Annotated in this window: 16 protein-coding genes; 4 read left to right on the forward strand and 12 right to left on the reverse strand. The window is 45.7% G+C overall.

What is annotated here, in order from left to right; translation table 11 throughout:
• Positions 1-55: 55 nt before the first annotated feature.
• Positions 56-1207 carry a serine hydrolase domain-containing protein gene (locus tag OB236_RS22825; RefSeq protein ID WP_262686154.1) on the forward strand — a complete coding sequence of 384 codons (1152 nt, stop codon included), beginning with the start codon at positions 56-58 and terminating at the stop codon, positions 1205-1207.
• Positions 1208-1348: 141 nt separating this feature from the next.
• Here the strand turns inward: OB236_RS22825 and OB236_RS22830 are convergent, their stop codons facing one another.
• Genes OB236_RS22830 through OB236_RS22840 form a run of 3 tightly spaced genes read right to left on the reverse strand, consistent with a single transcriptional unit; the run spans position 1349 to position 5227 of the window.
• The gene (locus tag OB236_RS22830; protein WP_262686041.1) at positions 1349-2548 is read right to left on the reverse strand and encodes a Ger(x)C family spore germination protein; all 1200 of its coding nucleotides are present in this window, start codon (positions 2546-2548) and stop codon (positions 1349-1351) included.
• Positions 2545-4122: a spore germination protein gene (locus OB236_RS22835; RefSeq protein WP_262686042.1), complete on the reverse strand. Its 1578-nt coding sequence runs from the start codon at positions 4120-4122 to the stop codon at positions 2545-2547. The genes OB236_RS22830 and OB236_RS22835 overlap by 4 nt, the downstream gene beginning before the upstream one ends.
• The gene (locus OB236_RS22840) at positions 4112-5227 is read right to left on the reverse strand and encodes a GerAB/ArcD/ProY family transporter (protein ID WP_262686043.1); all 1116 of its coding nucleotides are present in this window, start codon (positions 5225-5227) and stop codon (positions 4112-4114) included. The genes OB236_RS22835 and OB236_RS22840 overlap by 11 nt, the downstream gene beginning before the upstream one ends.
• Positions 5228-5750: 523 nt before the next feature.
• Here OB236_RS22840 and OB236_RS22845 point away from each other — a divergent pair.
• Positions 5751-6236 (forward strand): sugar phosphate isomerase/epimerase family protein, encoded by a 486-nt coding sequence (locus OB236_RS22845; RefSeq protein WP_408638510.1) that lies wholly within the window; start codon positions 5751-5753, stop codon positions 6234-6236.
• A 12-nt stretch (positions 6237-6248) separates the two neighbouring features.
• On the opposite strand, the gene OB236_RS22850 is transcribed toward OB236_RS22845, so the two are convergent.
• Complete coding sequence (locus OB236_RS22850; protein ID WP_262686044.1) at positions 6249-7127, reverse strand: pentapeptide repeat-containing protein; 879 nt, start codon at positions 7125-7127, stop codon at positions 6249-6251.
• Positions 7128-7193: 66 nt separating this feature from the next.
• Entirely contained in the window at positions 7194-7751 is a 558-nt protein-coding gene (locus OB236_RS22855) for an NADPH-dependent FMN reductase (RefSeq protein WP_262686045.1), read from the reverse strand.
• Positions 7752-7963: 212 nt separating this feature from the next.
• Between OB236_RS22855 and OB236_RS22860 the strand changes: the two genes are divergently transcribed.
• Positions 7964-8560, forward strand: a complete 597-nt coding sequence (locus OB236_RS22860; RefSeq protein ID WP_262686046.1) for a TetR/AcrR family transcriptional regulator — start codon at positions 7964-7966, stop codon at positions 8558-8560.
• A 120-nt stretch (positions 8561-8680) separates the two neighbouring features.
• Complete coding sequence (locus OB236_RS22865; protein ID WP_262686047.1) at positions 8681-9499, forward strand: SDR family oxidoreductase; 819 nt, start codon at positions 8681-8683, stop codon at positions 9497-9499.
• A 93-nt stretch (positions 9500-9592) separates the two neighbouring features.
• On the opposite strand, the gene OB236_RS22870 is transcribed toward OB236_RS22865, so the two are convergent.
• The 7 genes from OB236_RS22870 to OB236_RS22900 form a co-directional block, all read right to left on the reverse strand.
• A complete protein-coding gene (locus tag OB236_RS22870) occupies positions 9593-10750 on the reverse strand; it encodes a DUF2264 domain-containing protein (protein WP_262686048.1) in 1158 nt (385 codons plus the stop codon).
• Between the two features lie 13 nt (positions 10751-10763).
• Entirely contained in the window at positions 10764-11771 is a 1008-nt protein-coding gene (locus OB236_RS22875) for an aldo/keto reductase (protein WP_262686049.1), read from the reverse strand.
• A gap of 30 nt (positions 11772-11801) precedes the next feature.
• Positions 11802-13169: a DUF455 family protein gene (locus OB236_RS22880; RefSeq protein WP_262686050.1), complete on the reverse strand. Its 1368-nt coding sequence runs from the start codon at positions 13167-13169 to the stop codon at positions 11802-11804.
• Positions 13170-13199: 30 nt separating this feature from the next.
• On the reverse strand, positions 13200-14081 hold the full coding sequence (locus OB236_RS22885) for a carbohydrate ABC transporter permease (protein WP_372237400.1): 882 nt from the start codon (positions 14079-14081) through the stop codon (positions 13200-13202).
• 14 nt (positions 14082-14095) lie between these two features.
• Positions 14096-15046, reverse strand: a complete 951-nt coding sequence (locus OB236_RS22890; RefSeq protein ID WP_408638511.1) for an ABC transporter permease — start codon at positions 15044-15046, stop codon at positions 14096-14098.
• A 124-nt stretch (positions 15047-15170) separates the two neighbouring features.
• Positions 15171-16808: an extracellular solute-binding protein gene (locus tag OB236_RS22895; RefSeq protein WP_262686051.1), complete on the reverse strand. Its 1638-nt coding sequence runs from the start codon at positions 16806-16808 to the stop codon at positions 15171-15173.
• A gap of 151 nt (positions 16809-16959) precedes the next feature.
• Positions 16960-19347 (reverse strand): helix-turn-helix domain-containing protein, encoded by a 2388-nt coding sequence (locus tag OB236_RS22900; RefSeq protein ID WP_262686052.1) that lies wholly within the window; start codon positions 19345-19347, stop codon positions 16960-16962.
• Positions 19348-19383 lie beyond the last annotated feature (36 nt).

Raw genomic sequence — 19383 nt, forward strand, 5'->3', positions numbered from 1 at the left:
TGGATGAACGGTTCAGAGAGGATGACTATCGTTGAGTAAATACAATTCAAACAAGATGGATACAGAGGGTCTACAAGCACGTATTGATGAGGTAATTGATCGTACACTTGCTGAAAAACGGTTGGTTGGCACGGTTATCCGAGTTGCGATTAATGGAGAGCAAAGTTATAGTCGTGCTGCCGGTTTTGCAGACCGTGAGCATCACCGGCTTATGCAAAATAATACGTTATTCCGACTTGCGTCCGTGTCCAAGCCGATCGTTTCCACGGCTGCCCTGGTACTCGTATCGCAAGGCCGCCTGCAATTAGAAGACCGTGTGGACTATTGGCTGCCCGAGTTTAAACCCCGTCTGCTAAGCGGTGAATTTGCTACAGTGACTATTCGGCATTTGTTGACTCACACGGCTGGGCTGACCTATCGATTCTTTCAGAAAGAACATGATTCTTACGAGAGCGCCGGAGTATCAGATGGCATGGACCAGGCTGACATTACATTGGATGAGAATCTACGCCGTATTGCTTCTGTACCGCTCCTCTATACGCCAGGCACCCAGTGGAAATATTCCATTGCAACAGATGTTCTTGGTGCAGTAATCGCCATAGTTGCGGGTGCCCCACTAAACGAAGCGGTGCGTTCTCTGGTGACCGAACCGCTTGGTATGAATGATACGGGGTTTATTGCGGTCGACCCGATACGGCTTTCTGCGGCATATGCGAGTGCTATTCCTGAGCCACGTCGTATGCTTGACTGTGACCATATTCCATTTATTGAAGGCACGGCCGGGTTCAGACTTGCTCCCGGTCGGGCACTTGATGATAGCGCTTATCAATCAGGTGGAGCAGGTATGGTTGGCAGCGCGGGAGATCTTTTGCAGCTGCTGGAAACTTTGCGGATGGGTGGGGCACCTCTTTTGCCGAAGAGTTTGGTCCAAGAGATGACGACTAACCAGATCGGAAGTCTTCCTATGGCTTACTGGCCGGGGCGTGGATTCGGTCTAGGTTTTACCGTGCTTAAAGATCCGGTCGTCGCAGAAACTTGCGAGTCACCAGGAACTTGGCGTATGGGGGGAACCTATGGTCATTCGTGGTTCGTTGATCCCGTAAAGCAAATAAGCGTCGTGGCGTTTACCAACACCGCACTGGAGGGCATGTCAGGCCAGTTTACGGTAGACCTTTGTAAAGCCGTTTATGAAGGGAGTAAGATGTGAAGAATGGCAGAAAACTCAAAGTAGAAATGTAGCCGTTTAAGACTCTCAGCTGCGAACGAGTCTTTTGGTAATGAAATCGACTCACACGAGAAAACGCATCGCTGTCAGCGATGCGCCCAGGTTCGCTAAAGCTCATGATCATTAATTGTTCTCATTTAAAAAAGTGTTAGTTTTCAATCCCAAGTACCTCATTTTAACGTCTACAGTTACATCAATATCTGCCTTCGCGAACTCGTCATTCCAATTTTCTTTGACTTTTTTGAAATTTTGATAATCCTGCCTATTCATGACTTCTCCGAAGCCAAATATATCGGAGCTATATTCCTTTTGGGCCTTTTCAATGGTCCCTTTAATTCCAGCTTTCACCTGTTCTTCAATCAGGCTTTGATAATGGGTATATGTTTCTAATTTCCTCATGTCATCGCTGCATTGTGTGCCTTCCATTTTGGCTTCCAAGGTAACCGAAATTTGTATAAAAGGTTTATCGTCTTTGTAGTGTGATTTAACTTTGGAATGAGAATTAAATATATGAACAGTGATGAACTTGTTTTCTCCACATGTAGTGGTTATAGAGGTGGATTTGATTTTGTTTTGGGTCCACAAATAATATCTGGTATCATCTACGTCAAGATAGCCTTTGAGCCGCTCGCCCTTGAAAATGGCTGTACCGCTTAGTATTACCATAGCATCGGGCTCAATTGTCTCCATGTTACTTTTTCTTTTCCCTTTATCAGCATCACCTTGGATGGTAACAGAGGTTAGTACAGGTTCTCTTCCTTTCGAAATTAACGAGGAAACAAAATCCTTGATTTTACTTTGAGGATCCCCGCCATAATCATGAAACATGGTTTCGAGCTGTTCTTTTATTTTAAATGAAGAAGATTTTTGCAGGGGATAAGAAACTTTTAATATATCGGATGCTGAAACTCCTTTTGCAATAATCAGATTATATTCATTTCGTATTTCTCGATTTCTATCCAGAAAGTCAATAAATTCAAGTAAGCCTTCCTTGGCTACCTCTTCACTAATGACTATGACTTGTACATGAGAGTAAGTTGAACTTCTCGTGAAGCCAATATTCAACCTATTCACAAGTTCTGCAATCATATCACCCTCCAGACTAAAAATGATGGATGGGGTAGCTTTCCCGCCTGTCTTTTGATTTATTTCTGTTTCAATGATCGATTCAGTTGTTAATTTATATTTTTTAAGCTCCCCTTTGTCTATGGCTATCCCTGTAATAAGGGATGTTGCATTAAGCTCTTTTCGGTCCCAACAACCACTTACAATAACGACGATAATAAGTAAAGGTACACACAAACCGATTATTCTTGTCATCATCCAGAGTCTTCCTCCATCGGGGGCGTAGGAGATTCAACGTTGGGTTGCCTAAGTTGTTTTTCCGTTTTGAGGTAGCTGGGTCTGTTTTTTAAAGAAAAAATAGGAAATCGGAAAATAACATCTTTTTGGTCCTCAATAATAAAGGGTGCAAACGGAGCCATGTAGGGAATTCCGAAAGAACGAAGACCGCACAAGTGTCCGATCAAAAGGAGCAAACCTAATGCGACTCCATAAAGACCGAAAACAGATGCAAAAAGAATCAGAATAAATCTCAATAAACGAGTCGATACAGCAAAGCTGTAAATAGGGGAAACAAAGCTTGAAATTGTCGATAATGCAATAATAATAACCGTAGAAGTTGAAACGATCCCCGCTTCAATTACGGCTTGACCGATAACCAAGCCTCCAACAATAGACACGGTAGGACCTACAGCTTTAGGCATTCGAGCACCTGCCTCACGTAAAATTTCAAATGTGATTTCCATAATAAATACTTCGAATAAAGCTGGAAAAGGAATATTTTCTCTCTGAGACGTGAGGCTTACCAATAAGGGTGTCGGAATGATTTCAATATGATAGGTGATAACGGATAAATATAAAGAAGGAAATAAGAGGGAGATCATAAAAGATAGATATCGAATCATTCGAGCAAACGAACTCATCAGGAAAGGATGATAATAATCTTCAGATATTTGGAAAAAGTCATTAAAAACAGTAGGAAGCAGGAGCACGAAAGGGCTCCCGTCCACTATAATTGCAATTTTTCCCTCCACTAAATTAGCTGAAATCGTATCGGGTCTTTCCGAATTGAAAATAAGCGGGAAAAGTGTGATGGTTTTATCCGAAATCAATTCTTCCAGCGTTCCCGAATCAAATATGGCAGTGGTTTTAATGTCACTGATTCTTTTGTTTATTTCCTCTAAAATTCCATGATTCACTATGCCATCAATGTAGCATACGTAAACAGTTGTAGCGGTATCTGAACCAAGAGTGTGTTTTTCGAAACGAAGTGAAGGATTTTTGATTCTGCGTCGAATCAGGCTTAAATTCGTATCACTTGATTCGGTAAAACCATCCTTTGGACCACGAATAATACCTTGCGTGCTGGGTTCTTCTATGGAGCGTGTAGAAATGGAATTCATACGTATAGAAATTGCTTTAGTAAAGTCTTTAATAAAGAGAATAACATGTCCAGACAGGATGTTGTCGATTACTTGAGTTTCATACTCTAACAACTGAAGCTGGGTTCCTGCTAATTTCTCCTTACAAAATTGTTCAAGCTCACTTTCATTGTCTATAGATAACGGATTAACGGAAGCGACAGAAAGAGAGAGCACAATTTTATCATTAATTGCTTGTTCATCGGTCATAGTCGTGAGGTAGCAAATCAATGCTTCTTGTTGCCCTATATACAGGGACTCTATATAGAAATCGGATGTATGTCCGAAAATTTCTTGAAAACGATTTTGGTTAGCTTTTAATTCTTTTCCAATTTTAATATTTCGACTTTCTTGTGGAGGAATCCAGGGGTCAATATTCCTTGTTTTGGATTTGAATAATTTTTTAAACAACATCTTTGGCAGCGCCTCCTTTTTTTATATTTTTACAAATGATAAACAAAAATATTAGGAATGGAATTATATATTGAATAGGTAAATGTATATACAGGGGCACAAGCTGAAAGCCTTCCTGGAAGTGTTCAGTAGTGTTTGCTGCAATTAATATGGCAAACAAGGCTATTTGCATTGCGACTGGAATAACAAATGGACGATAATGCAATTTGGAGACATATCCTATACCTCTCAACGCGCAATAGAAAAAGATACTCACCTTTACGTATATTCCCATCATCATCACAAAAACAACTACTGCGTCCAATCGCTCAATAAAATTAGCAACCGATATTTCTCTTGCTGCATTAAGTAGAGGAAACGTGGAACGTTCGTTAATTTCAAACCCCAAAACACTAATTTTAATCATAGTAAAACCAGTGAGTAGTAACCCTGCTAGAGTGACAGAAATGATACTGATCTTTTTTATATGCTTGCATTGAGTCACATAAGCTCCAATAATCGTAAGTACGATTAATTCACCATTAGGAAAAGTTAGAAGAACCGGAAAAATGGCCTTTAGAATGGGTTTAAATCCTTCAGCAAGAATGGGCTGTAAATTTTCAAGGTGAATGTTTCCGCCAATATAAAGTAAGAACATAATTAATATCAAAAAAAATACAGTATATGGGAAAAATATTTCCATACTCCTCCCCAAAACCTCAATTCCCATGTACAGAATATAAGCAATGACCAGCATGAAGGTTAACGAAATGAATTCCATAGGCGTATTTGGGAAAATAACGATTTTTATCAACTCGCAAAAATCACGTAAATTTCGGGAGGCATTATAAATAAAGTATTCAATGTAACCCAGGGATACTAAAATCGCTATTTTTCTTCCAAAGCAAGCCTCTAGAATTTCAAATAAGTTTTTATTGGGCATTTTCATTAAAATGAAACTATAAAATTGTATTAAACCGATCCCTATGAAAGAAGCAAGCAAAATAGCGATCCATGCGTCCTGTTTCGCTTGATTGGCAACACTAACAACAATTGTAGTACCCAAATGGAAGCTGAATATAAGAACGAATAGCTGCGACAGCGATATTTTTTCCACTAGTCTCACATTCACTCAGCTCCTTATTTAATCAGTATGATGGTTACAATGATTTTTATTTTTCCTTAATCGATAATCGACAATAATGGCATACATAAAGCTGAGTCCAATTGTTACAAATACAATTTCCCTCCCTGTGTGCATGTTAATTTCTGTGATGTTCATGAACGCTTTTAGGAAAGAAGTGCCATAAACAATCGAGTCTATATAAGTAATGATGACCATTCCGATAAGCAATGTGACAAAAGAAAAGAATGTAACCAAACCTTTATTCCTCTTTTCCTTAAGGTTTATTAATTTAAAGTACCCAAACATGAGGGATATATGCAGAAGATGGTTATTCTGGAATAATCAGTTGCTGAGAGGATTTCATTATTCGCATGGAAAAGGAGTCTTGTATCTGATGGGGTGAAACTGGAAATGGGGAGAAGTGTCTTTCAATAAATCGATCTTGAATTTTGTGAGAAGCACGGGTACGATCTGATTGAAATCCGCTTGAATTCATCAGCTTTCGAGTTGAAACCGGTTACAAATTCAGGAGGATACCGTCAGGGTCCTGCATGATTTGGCAGACCGTGCACAAGCTTACGGGGTAAGCCTGGCCTTCGAATTCGTGGGTTATCCGAACTGCTCGGTCAATACGTTTGAACAGGCCTATCAAATCGTTCAAGCGGCTAACCGCGACAATGTTGGAATCGTGCTGGATTGCTTCCATTTTCATGTAATGAACTCCAGGATTGAGGATTTACAGCAGGCAGATCCCGCTAAAATCTTCGTTTTCCATATTGACGATTGTGAAGATTTACCTGTTGGCGCTTTGAGGGATCAACACCGGGTATGGCCAGGGCATGGCTGCGTGGACTTGGATGCGATCCTAAGAACGCTGAGTGAAATTGGATACAGTGAAATGGTATCCGTGGAATTGTTCAGGCCGGAGTACTGGGATTGGGAGATTGAGCGAACGATTCAAACAGGTAAAGAAACGACGGAACAGGCGATCCGTACATATTTCGCTTAGCCGAAAGCTGCCTTACGCTCCGAAGCTCGTCCAATGTGTTGGGCGAGTGAGTGAAGAGGGCAGCTTGGTATCGGCATCGCCCTTCGCCGCGTTGAGCTGGGCTTGGGTGAGAAAGATACTGTCGGTGAGGTCGGCGCCACTGAGATCAGCGTCTCGGAAATCTGCCCCGATGAGGTCAGCCACTCTCAAGTCGGCACCTTTGAGGTCAGCGGCAATAAGGTACGCCCCTCGCAAGTTGGCGCCTTTGAGATCTGCTCCTCCAAGCTTGGCCCCGATAAGGTCAGCCCCTCGGCCGTAGTTCTTCTTACGCCGTGGGGAAGCCTCGTGCTGGTAACGAGCCTCGGCTCTTACAAGTTCGCTTGTCCTCAGGAGCAGAGAATTGACATAGGCCCGATGTTCGGCCACGTCAAGCTCCATGAGAGAGTCGGGACTGAGGTAAGTTAAGCGTTCTGTTTCTTCGAGTGCGAGGCTGAGCTCACCGTGGATTGGCTGGGCCGGCTGCAGCGTCAACGCTTCTTTCAAATACCAGAGCAGCTCATGGAGCTGCCGCATGATCGGAAATACCTCGAACATTGGCTTCGCCGTATCCGGGGCTTGCCGCCAGTCTTGTCCACCGAAGGTGACTTGGGAAACTTTCTGCCCTGCACCAAAGCAGTCATAAACCGTGCAACCTCGAAAACCGAGTTCTCTGAGGCTTGTATGAACACCGCAGCGAAAATCCGACTGCAGGTTGGGACAGGGCTGACCGGCATTTTTGTCGATTGCAAAATCAGACGAAGCTGCAAAGGGCAGCGCTGCACAGCACAAGCCGAAGCAATTCTCGCAGTCAGCTTGCAGATGGATACGACTCCTGTCAGGGAAAGTCTCTGATTTATCTTGATTCTTGGACATGTGTGGACTCCTTACGCTGCACCTTATAACAGCTAATTGACTCAAATTAGGTTAGAATGTTAACAATTAACGTAAAACCTTTAATGCGCCGCTCCAGGCAGTGACTTGATCGAAAAGCGTGTTGACGGCCGCTTCCTGATGAGGTGCGGGCTTTAGAATACTGTAGTTTTCAAAGTCTGTAAAGACCGATAAGGTAACCTGAGCGCGTACGTCAGCAACATGCAGCTCACCCAAAATTAGTCTCAGGTTTTCTGCCGCTCGAGCCCCGCCTGTACCGCCGCCATAGCTGACTATACCCGCGGCTTTATCCTTCCATTCGTTAAAAAGATAGTCGATGGCGTTTTTGAGTGCCCCGGGGATCGCATGATTATATTCAGGTGTTACGAAAACAAAGCCATCAAACGATTTGATTGCTTCAGACCAAGCGAGCGTATGCGGTTTCGTATATCGACTCAAAACTGGAGGATTGGGTTCATCATATAACGGCAAATTGAAAGCTGCTAGATCGACGAGCTCGTACTCAGCATCACTGCGTTTTTGGGCGATCTCATGCACCCATCGAGCAATGGCTTCACCTCTGCGACCTGGACGCGTGCTGCCAATAATAATGGCTATTTTTAGCATGAGAAACTCCTTCGTCATATTGACTGTATTTTTTGAATCGGCGTTATAACAATGATCTCTGTAGAGAATCATAACAGATGGATTCCGTACAGTTCAAAAGAAACAACCGTTATAACTAATGTTTCCGTTTGACAAAGTAGACAAAATGGTTATACAATAGAATGAACATTCGATCTATGATTGTTGACTAAGCTGATTCGCGGAGGGATGCTATGTTTGATAAATATAATAAAGTACAGCAGGCTGTTTTGGAGACAACCCTTCGCATCATTATTCAAAGGGAGCTGCAAGCTACATCAATGGCGTTGATCGCTAAGGAATCCGGCGTATCGACAGGTAATATTTATCACTATTTTCAGAGCAAGGAGGATATCGTTAATGAGCTGTATAAGGGGATTGTTACCTTTAACGGTGAATATGTAATTCAGGGCTTGAATCAGAAAGGAACCATTCGGGAACGCTTTAACTGGGGCTGGGAGAAGGTAATTGAGCTGAGCAAAAAGTATCCTGAAGGATTTTTGTTTATTGAGCAGTATTCGTTTTCGCCCTATATTTATGAAGAGGTCAAAAAAGAGGCATACTCGGGCGGCTGGTGCGGTCCAATGAACAAACTTTATGCCGAGGCGATTGATCAACAGCTCATTATCGACATGCAGCCGGAGTTAATGGTCCAAATGCATTACGGATCTATCGTATATATGGTCAAAGGACATATTCATGGGAACATTGAATTCACTGAAGAAATTGCTCGCAACGCGATACAGGCTTGCTGGAACGGAATAAGCCGAGATATCCAAATAGCCAATTAAACAGGTCTTGGTTAACCAGGGCCGATTTTTTTAAACGTCAGTAGAATGAACATTCGATCTATACACGCTTGAGATTGAGAATGATCCATATAAAACAAATCAGAAAGAGGAGATCAACCCATGAACAAAACGATTTTTATTACAGGAGCCAGCTCTGGGCTGGGCAAATTAACGGCAATTCATTTTGCCAAGATGGGCTGGAACGTAGCCGCTACGATGCGCACGCCTGACAAGGAAACGGAGCTTACCAAGTACAGCAATATTAAAATCTTCAAGCTGGATGTTACAAATGTGCAGCAAGTACGAACAGCCGTAGAGCAGGCGATTGCTGCATTCAGTCGAATCGATGTGGTTGTGAATAACGCGGGGATGGGTACCTATGGTGCCTTGGAGCTGGCCGATGAGGAAGATATAGATTGGCAGTTTGCTGTTAACGTTCGTGGTCCGATTAATGTGATTCGTGCGTTTTTGCCGCACTATCGTGCTAATGGGGGAGGCATGTTCATCAACATCAGCTCCATGATGGGGGTTACGACTGCCGTACCGACGGGATCGTTGTATAACATGTCCAAATTCGCATTGGAAGGACTGATCGAAGGTCTTTATTACGAGCTGAAGCCGCTGAATATCGAATTAAGATTGGTGGAGCAAGACGGTTCCAGTGGTAATAATTTTGTGAATAACGTCATTTGGAACACGAACGAAGATATTAAGGACTATGATGCCATAACCGCAAAAGTGAAGCGCATGTTCGAAAATATGGACAGCAGTCGTTTGGAGGACCCACAAAATATCGTCGATGAGATTGAGGCTTTGGCAACCGGGGCCAGCCAGCAATTCCGTACACTGGTAGGTCAATCCAGCAAGAATCTGGTCGCACTCAGAAATTCTGTACCGATTGAGGAATATTTGGAAAAGGTTATGGCAAACTTTAAATAAGTGGTAGTTTCTGTCGGAAGAGGATATAGAAGACATAACTCATAAGCAAAGGCAGGGAGCTGTTTAATAAGCTTCTCTGCCTTTATTTGTGTTCTATGATTTGCGCAGTGCTTGGTCCACGACAGTTGGCGCACCCGACCATATCTTCTTGGCTGTCCAATCGGCTGAGCCCTGCCAGAAGCTGGAATGAGCAGGCAGTCCCAAAGTAATAAATACGGTCGAACATAAATACAAGCTGCCCGTTGAAATATAATACTCGCCGATTCCCGGCTGCGTACCAGACAGGCCAATTTGCAGCCAGCCATTGACATCGTAGGTGCCAGGAGCTTCAAGCGTACGACGGATTACGGCGGTCAGTGCACAGCGGACTTGAGCCGGCGCGATATCGCCCGGCAGCTCTTCGCGCAGCGCGACTTGTGCGAGCAGCTGAAAGGCGCCGGTCCGATAAGCCAGTGACCGACCGATCGGAGGGAAGGTGCCTTCGGGTGAAATCAGCCGTTCCTGCACAGCTGCATATCGTTGTGCCCGCAAGAGGATCGGCGCGCGCATTTGCTGCCATTCGGGGTAACAGTCCCCGACAGTTTCAACAATGTCGATGAGCATGGGCTGAATCACATAGCTGTTGTAATAGTCCCAGTGAAATTCAGGGCCATCGCCATAGGCTCCATCGCCTTTATACCACTGCTCATGCTGCCTGAGGGCGTAATCAATACGCATGGAATCCCATGCGGCTCCCATCTTGAATAACGCGGCTTCGACAATAGCAGAGAACAGCAGCCAATTGTTGAAGCCGGGTTTGCAGTACCGCGTGGCCGTCAATTCGGCAATGAGGTTGTGCCTCACGGCGTCGTCGAGCTTGTCAAAAAGCTCAGTCGGTGCACGCAATATCGCATGCGCGACAAAGGCTGCATCGACGACAGGCTGAAAGCCTTGACGGAAATTAAGATAATCGGCTGAAGCAGGGTCAACCGCAGAACGAATCGCTTCGCGGGCCAGCACAGCGATATGCCTGCGCAATTCGCCTTCATGACCGGAATCCGAACCCGATTCCAACCATGGAGCAAGCCCGGTCAGCGTTCGTCCGAGTGCCTCGAGATGCGTGAATTGGGCACGGTCCCCCGTGTTGTTCTCTATCGGCATCGTTTGTTTGAGCTTGCCAGCGGCCAGTGCTTCCAGAACGGGGGTCACAACCCGACATAAGGTGTCGACCCAGTAGCTCCTGTCGTTCGTGGTTTCAGCTAGATGATTCACGAAGGTGCCTCCCTTATAAATAACGTCTCGCCTGATAAAAATTTCGAATCCAGCGGTGTTTATTTCTCAGCAGCTCGAATACTTCCTGTGGTAGCTCAGGACGAGCAGCCGCTTCAAGATTGGGGCGAATAAATTCGTGCACATGCATCGAGGTAATTGCTGTTGTAATGCCTTCAGGCTGTAAGGCGAATCGTATCGCCAGCTCGGCGAGACTTTCCGCATATTGTGGGATGAACGTTTGCAAGGCATTAATTTTGTCGATATAAATCGACCGCGGCAGCACATCAAAATAGTTGGCACGGAAGTCGCCTTCAGCAATGTGGGTATCTGCTTTCAAGAATCCGGTCAGTCCGCCTTCGTCGAGAATGATTCGTGCAATAACGGCAACCTGATGCTGACGGCAGATCGGGATCAGGCAATCGAGTGCCAAGGGATCAAAAATATTAAATAAGGTTTGCACCGCATCGATTTTACCAGAACGAACCAAAGCAATTGCAAGCTCGTGCCTGTGATCGGGAACGGAAATCCCAATATATCGTACCAAGCCCTCCTCCTGAAGGCGCAGCAGCTCCTCCATCCAATAATCGGAGTCGTCCCAATGCGCCCAGTATTGGTGCAGCTGGATAAGATCAAGCTGCTCAAGTCCCAGCTGCTGTAATGATTCAAGTACGCTCGTACGCAGCATGCCTCTCGGATAGGCAACCTCGACAGGCACAGGAGCATGCCAGCCCGAGCCAGGCGGGTATGAGGCTGGGGCCGGGGCCGGCTGTGCAGCAACCTTGGTCGCAACAAAAGGACGCTCGCCGGTCCACTGCTTTAAGGCTTTGCCGACCAGCTCCTCCGACCGTCCGTAAGCTCTGGCGGTATCGATAAAGTTGATGCCTCCATCCAGAGCAAGCAGGACGGAGCGGATCAAATATTCATCGTCATAGCTGCCGAAGCTCCCGGATAGGCCCATAGCTCCAAAGCCCAGCTTGGAAATACGTTCGCCGGAACGCGGAAATACGTTATTCGTACCCATCATGATCCTCTTTTCACCACCTTTACATCCTTAATAGTTCGTATATTGCAGCTCTACCGTAGACAACCCGCAAAAGCCCGGAAAGTTTTTGGCTACTCTGCGAATTTCTTCGGGATCACCGGGAATTTCCAATTTCTCCAGTCTGCGAATCCGGGCTCGCTCTGACATTTCCCGTGCGGTGATGATATCGTCGATTTGTTTGTACAGCTCGGGTCCCCATGTTTTGCCGAATTCCACATGCATCCGTTCATCGACCATGTCGAATTCACATTGGATTGCTGAGAGGGCATCCCCGAATTCCCAGAACTTCTCGACACATTTCCGCTTTTTGACGAATGAGCAGGGCTCTGCCACCATGGTCAACCCCGCATACATATCCGGGAACCATTCCTGCTTCAGCTCTTCAATGGAAGCGCCGGGGGAGGTGTTGAAAAACTTGAACTGCTCGGTTTTATAGCCCATTTGCTTCAAGCGGCGGACACCCATTTGACTGTGGCGCACTTCATCCCATAAGTGGCGGGCCAGATCATAATAAAACTCCAAGGGCATCTTCTGTACGCCATAATATAAGTAACAGAGCGATTCCGCCGCGCTAATCTCTGTTGCATTAATGTAATGCATTTGCCTCACACTATCCTGCAAGGGTGACATCGTCGGGTCGGAATACGATTGTTTGTAGGCATCGGTCCGTTCATAAACAGGAAACTGCGGATCATTGCTGGAATCTGCGGGTACGGGTCCTGCGGCCTCTGCGGCCGGGTGAACCGGCAGACGGAGCGCATCTACATCCAGCCGATGAGCGAGAACATCCTCGTACAGGCTCCACACCTCGGCAACATAGTCCTGCCACTGATCGGCTGCTGGCTTTTCGTCGCCAAACTGCTCCAGCCGATCGTACAAATAGTCGACAAGCTCATGCCGGGAATTCAAAATCGTACGCAGATGATCCACTGTAGGTGCGTCGAGAATTGTATCCAGCTTGGCCGATAACCCATCGTAAAGGACAAACATACGCCGCAGCACATGCAGATAGCCTGTGATGAAGCTGGCAGTGTCCGGAGCTTGCGAGATCCGTTCGAATACTTCGCGAGTCAAGGCCGGGGTGCCTTCTTTGACATTCAATGAACCCGGCAGCTCGATCAGTCGGGTATGGAGCGCTTTCGTATGCTGGCTGTGCAAGTAACCGAACCGACCGAGCTTCGTCTTAAGCTCATAATCGGCAACAGCAGGCAGCCATCCAAAAGCAAGGCGGGACAGCTCATACTCCTGCCACAGGAAGTCAAGCAGCAGGCGCGCGGTATCCTTCGGGCGTAAATAACGGTATGAGGCGGCTGCGCCTGCTGGCATTACATTTTCTTTTTCCGTCAAATTGTAATCTTCTTGTTCATGTTCTAGCATCGCAGATCCCTCCAAGGTTATAGTTAACGATCAGCCTTTTAATGCACCTACCATGACGCCTTTTACAAAATATTTTTGCATAAAAGGATAAACAAACAGAATCGGAAGTGTCGCTACCATAATCGTGGCATACTTGATCGTCTCACCAATCTGGAACAAATCACCGAAGGCGGCATTGCTGGACATGCTGTCTGTCGAATTCGCAATCAGGATTTCCCGCAGAATGAGCTGCAAGGGAAACAACTCGCGATCCTTAAGGAAAATGGAGGCGTAGAACCAGCCGTTCCAGCGTTCAACCGCGGCGTACAATACAATAACCGCAATAACAGGCAGAGAGAGCGGGAGTACAATTCTCAGCAAAATAATGAAGTGGTTCGCTCCATCGATTTTGGCGGATTCCTCCAGGCTTTCCGGCACAGCAGCAAAGGCGGTTCTCATGATGATCAAATGAAACGTATTCATCGCAAAGGGAACAATCGCAGCCCACAGCGAATTAATCAGTCCCATATCCTTAACGACCAAATATAAGGGGATCAAGCCTCCATGAAAAAACATCGTAAAGATGATAAAGAAAACGAAATAACGATTCCACAGCACGTTTTTTCTGGATAACACATAGGCTCCCAGACACGTGAGGGATAAACTCATCATAACGCCGACGACTACAATAAATAAGGTATTGGCGTAGCCAGTCAATATATTCGGATTTTTCAGCACGATTTGGTAAGCTTCGAGATGGAAGCCAAACGGCTTCAACAGCATCCCTTGATGTGCCATCAATTGGTCGGGATTACTGACAGATGCAAAGGCAACATGAATCAATGGATATAAGGTCACGATAACAAGCAGGGAAAGTACGAGATAAATCATCCATTCGAATAAACGATCCGCTAAACCGGAATGTGTATGCAAGCTCTTAACTCCTCTCACCAAAGGCTATTGTTGTTTACTTTACGACTGATATAGTTAGCCGTTATTAAGAGCACCAGATTGATCATGGAATTAAACAATCCGACTGCCGTACTGAAGCTCCAGCTGAATTCCAGCAAGCCTTTTCTATAAACGAATGACGAGATGACATCAGCGGTTTCATAGGTCGTAGGGTTGTAGAGCAAAATAATTTTCTCAAATCCGACATTGAGCAGGTTGCCCATCCGCAGAATAAACATAATGGCGATCGTCGGCATCAGGCCTGGCAGAGTAATATGAAGTATCTGCTTAAAGCGTCCTGCTCCGTCCATTCGTGCTGCTTCATACTGCTCCTGATCGATACTTGTGAGTGCTGCCAAATAGATGATCGATTCCCAGCCAACCTTTTGCCAAATTTCTGAAACAATGTAGATGGACCGGAACAACTGGGGCTGCTGCAGCATCGATTGCTCATTCCCGCCAAACAAAGCATACAGCGAATGAATGACACCTCCGGTGTTGGTAAAGTCCTTGACCATTCCACAGATGACGATCATGGAAATAAAATAAGGCATGTAAGTGACCGTCTGGACGAAGTTTTTGAACACCTTGTTGCGGAGCTCATTCACCAGCAGGGCCAGAATGATCGGTGCCGGGAATTCGAACAGCATCGAGTACACGCTGATCAACACAGTGTTGAGTAGAATGCGCCCGAAATAGTAGCTTTCAAAAAATGAAATAAAGTGGGTAAATCCAGCCCACTCACTGCCGAGTATCCCTTTGGCAGGGCTGTATTCCTTAAAAGCGATACTGGCCCCATACATCGGAAAGTAATGAAAAATGAGATAATAGGCAATAACCGGAATCATCATGATATACAAGTATTTATTGGCGGCGAGATCCCGTATAAACCGTGATTTTCCTCGGGGAATGGCATGGCCTCTGTTCAGGATTTGTTCGGTATTCATACCGGATCGGACCGGCTGTTCCTGTTTCATCAAGCGGTCGCTCTCCTTTTCTATGGTGGATGTGGGGCACCCGAATTCAGCCTGATGCCCCAACATGATGGTGTTTGTGTGCTATTGTTATCGCTTATCGTTTCTTGTATCGATCCAATGCCGCATTCTGAATTTCTACCGCGCGATCAATTCGTAATGTTTTTAATTTCTCTACATATTTATCGAAGTAATCCAGCGGCTCTGATCCCAAAATAATTTTTAATGAGGCTTCGTCGACTAGAGTGTTGACGTCATTCATGATTTTGGCCATCTCGGTTGCTTCCTGAGGTGTAGGAGAAACGGGAGGAAGACCATATTTGTCGTTGTCTGTATGTTTCCATACTGCCAAAGCGTCCTTCTGCTGCTTCAAAGTTAAATATTGCTCAATATAACGTTTGTCCTGGATGAAGGTACCGCCGTAGCTGCCTCTAAAATACAGCGACATCGCCTGGGCAGGTGCCAGCTTTTCAGGATTATTCATAATCAGATCGGTATACTTCGGATAGCCGTTCTCCAGATTGTAGCTGACCCCTGGCGTACCGAAGTTAAAGAAGAGGTGACCTTGCTCACCGTAGCCGTAATCAAGCATTTTGACAGCAAGCTCGGCATTTTTTGTTTTGGCGGAAATCGCAACATTACCGGTTATGGAGGTAAAGGCAAAATCCTTTTGACCGAATTTGGGTTTATCGCCCTTCTTCATGACCGGATATGGAGCGGCAATCAAGTCAGCCTTCGGGTCTTTGGCCTGCAGGGCAGGCAGCCATTTGCCGATACCGCTGCCTGCGTTGCCGATCATGGCACCGCTTACACCTGAGGTAATATTGGCATCCAACGCTTTGCTGTCCATGCCAGGGAAGTTTTTATCGAGCAGTCCTTCTTCATACCACTTGCGGAAGGTTGCGAGAAATTGCTTGTATTCCGGCTGTGCAGGTCCAAATTTGACCTGATTGTTATCGATATAGAACAGCCGATGAATACCGAAGGCGCCTATGAAGGCTCCATTGTATATGCCTTCCATCGCTCTCGGCTTGCTTAGGAAGGAGAGAGGAGCTTTACTTCCTTTTTTCTCCTTAAATGCCTTCAGCGTCGTGTACCATTCATCCATCGTTTCCGGAACGGGCAGTCCAAGCTCATCAAGCCAGTCCTTGCGCAGCATGGTACCCTGATAAACCATCAAATCCTCGTGATCTCTTATAAAAGGAAACACAAAGTAGCTGCCGTTATCGGTTTTGACCATTTTATCGACATCAGGGTGATCCTTTAAATATTTTTTGAGGTTAGGAGCATGCTTGTCGATCATATCATTGAGCTTCAAAATGTAGCCGTCATTGATCGCTTTTTCCGGTCCGCCGGGAAAGCCGCTGAGCCAGTCATATTCAACCATATCGGGAAGCTCGCCGGATGCCAGCATCACGTTAAAGGCTTCTTTGGATTGGCCGGTAGCAGGCTGCGTAAATTTCAGCTTCACTCCGGTTCTTTTTTGCCATTCCTGGAAAAAGGGTACCTCATTCAGACTTGATTTCAATCCGTTAAGATTGGCATTCATTTCTCCCCAATATTGCAAGGTCGTATCGGTTTTGATCGGATACGTAGTTCCCGCTGTACTCGGTGCGGTCCCCGGTGCTGTCGCTCCTGGCTTGGCAGGCTCAGCTGGCTTCGAACAGGCTGCAAGCGTGCCACCGCTTAATACGACAACAGCGAGCAGCGACGAAATACGTGAGCTTTTTTTCATTAGTAATGACTCCTCCTTATGGTTTGTTCTACTCTGATTATCCGGGAGTCTGAGTGAAATCGATATGGCGTATACTTGCAAACGGATGAACGGTTTATACCCGTCCGTAGACGATTGTTACAATCGGATGAATGATTGTTGCGATTAGGATTTAAACCAGGTTCATTTCCTTGAAAGCTCCTGGGGTAATACCTTCGATTTTTTTGAAGGTTCGAATATAAACATGGACATCGTTAAAGCCGGATACTTCGGAAATTTCACCCACAGTCAGCTCCTTTTGCAATAGCAGCTCCTTGGACCTTTCCACTCTTGTTTTACTAATAAAATCGATTAAGCTTTGGCCCGTCTGCTCCTTAAAAAGCCTGGCTATATAAGAGGGCTTCAAATCAAACAGCTGTCCGATCAGGGAGTTGTTCAGATTACGATCGCGATAATTAACATTGACGTAATCGATCACATCCTGAATGAGCAGCATATGCGTTTTATACCTCGTTTCCATGGAGGCAAGCTTGCGCTTGGCCGACGTATGACTGCATATTTCCTGGAGCGCTTCTGTCAGCAGCGATTGCAGCTCTTCGATCGTTTTACTGGAATGAAGCCGGTCCAATGCAGCCGCGTCCCGTGTGAAGCTGAAGGTACCAAGAGCACCGATGTCATCCACGGTTTTGATCAGCGTGCTCATCAAATTAAAAAGTAAATATTTACGAAGATGGACATGGCCGGTAACCTCGGAAAAATTGTGCTCGATGATGGAATCCATCGTGATTTTGGCTTGATCATAATCGCCCGCCTTCAGGCAATTCATCAACTGCTGCTCCAGCTGAATCGGATAGAAATAATCGGTACCCTGTCGTACAGTCTTCAAACTGGAGCGAATATCCTCGTGTGACAAAATCGGACTGCTGCCCATGACCAGCTTGTATTCCATCACATCCAGCGCTTCTTTATAAGCGATCGGAATATCGTTCAAGGTGGGGTGAGAGCTGCTGATGGAGATGGTAGCATCAATATGGAATTTTTTTAAGAGAAACTCACGGGCTTCTGTGGCAATTTGGCGTAGATCATTGGCATCACCGGAATCATGCTCAGTCTGGCCGCTGAAATTAATCAGGCAGACCATCAGATCATCGGCTTCGCATACATAACCGCGGTGAGTTTTACTGGCCAACTCCTCGACGACATTCGTAATAATGAAGCGCAGCAGCTTCATTTTCTCATTGGCTGTCTTCTGATCTAACCGTGATAAAAACTTATCGATATCGTTCAAATAAAATACGAGCACGGCAAATCGGCTGGACTGAAAATCGATGCCATATGCCTGAACGATATGTTCGACTGGCAGGGGAGCGTCCAATTGTCCCTTGAGCAGCCGATTTAGAAAATTGGAACGGAATAACTGATTTTGCTGCTTGAGATGCAGCCCGATTTTATCCTTTTCGTCGATGGTCTCCGTGAAAACATGCTCGATATACTGAAATTCGTTGTCGTTCCTGCTATAGGAGACACCCGTTTGCGCTGCCACCGAGCGGAGCAGGCGATGCAAGGGACCGTAATTTTTGCGGAGCAGGAAATAAGTCAGGATGCTGCCGCCTGTCAAACTGATGACAATACTGACAATTGTCAGGTTCCGGACATAGCGGTCCTTTTCCCAGAAAAGCGTACTTGGAATGAGCGAGACATAGGACAATCCGGAAATACCGGATTCAGCATGCATCACCTCAAACTGTTGGCCATCCTGTGCTTTATAAGGAAATTCGACTTCCTTCGAATTGTGTAAGCGCTCTATTTGCGGAAGCTGTATATCCGTGTCGGGTGAGTTGGATACCAGAATCGTATTATTTTCATTTAACACATACACTTGCCCACCACTAAACAACCGGATCTTGTCGGTCATATCGAGAAACTTGGCAGCATCTATGAGGATGACACAGGAGCCGACGCTTTGTTCATTAGGTCCCGCTGGAAAAGAGGTGATGAACGCAACTGCCGGCTTCAAAGAACCACCCTGGCTTTTTATTTGCATCGGAAGAAAGCCGTGATAGTTTTTGCGCTGCATAATCGCCATCCACTCCTCATAGCTCATCGATGGCGAGCCACCGTGAAGGTCCTCAAAGGCAAATTTGGAGTCCCGGTTTGTACCCGGCAATATGACGGTATTTTGCGCTGCCCAATAAATATAGAAATTGTCCACGAATGGATAGGACGCCTTGAATAACCTCAGCTCTTCTGAGGTTTCGTACACATCATAGATGTAGCTGTTGTTCGCGTATTTGTTGGAATACATCAACGATTGCACCATAGTATGCAGGGACAGTTCCATATTGAGCCTGCGGACATTTTGCAGCTCGTGGTCCATATTATCCCGCAATTGGGCAAGCAGGGTGGCATTGGCTCTATTAATTTCACCACGCAGCGTTTGCCCCGATTCCTGATTCACGGCGAGACTAACCAGAATGGGTAAAAATAAAATGGAAAAATAAGATATAATCCAGGTTAAAATAATGCTACGGCGTTTAGACAACCTATTACGAAATGACACAGCCGTATCCCTCCCAGTGGTCGTGGTGTCCGTATT

Source organism: Paenibacillus baimaensis, from assembly GCF_025567575.1.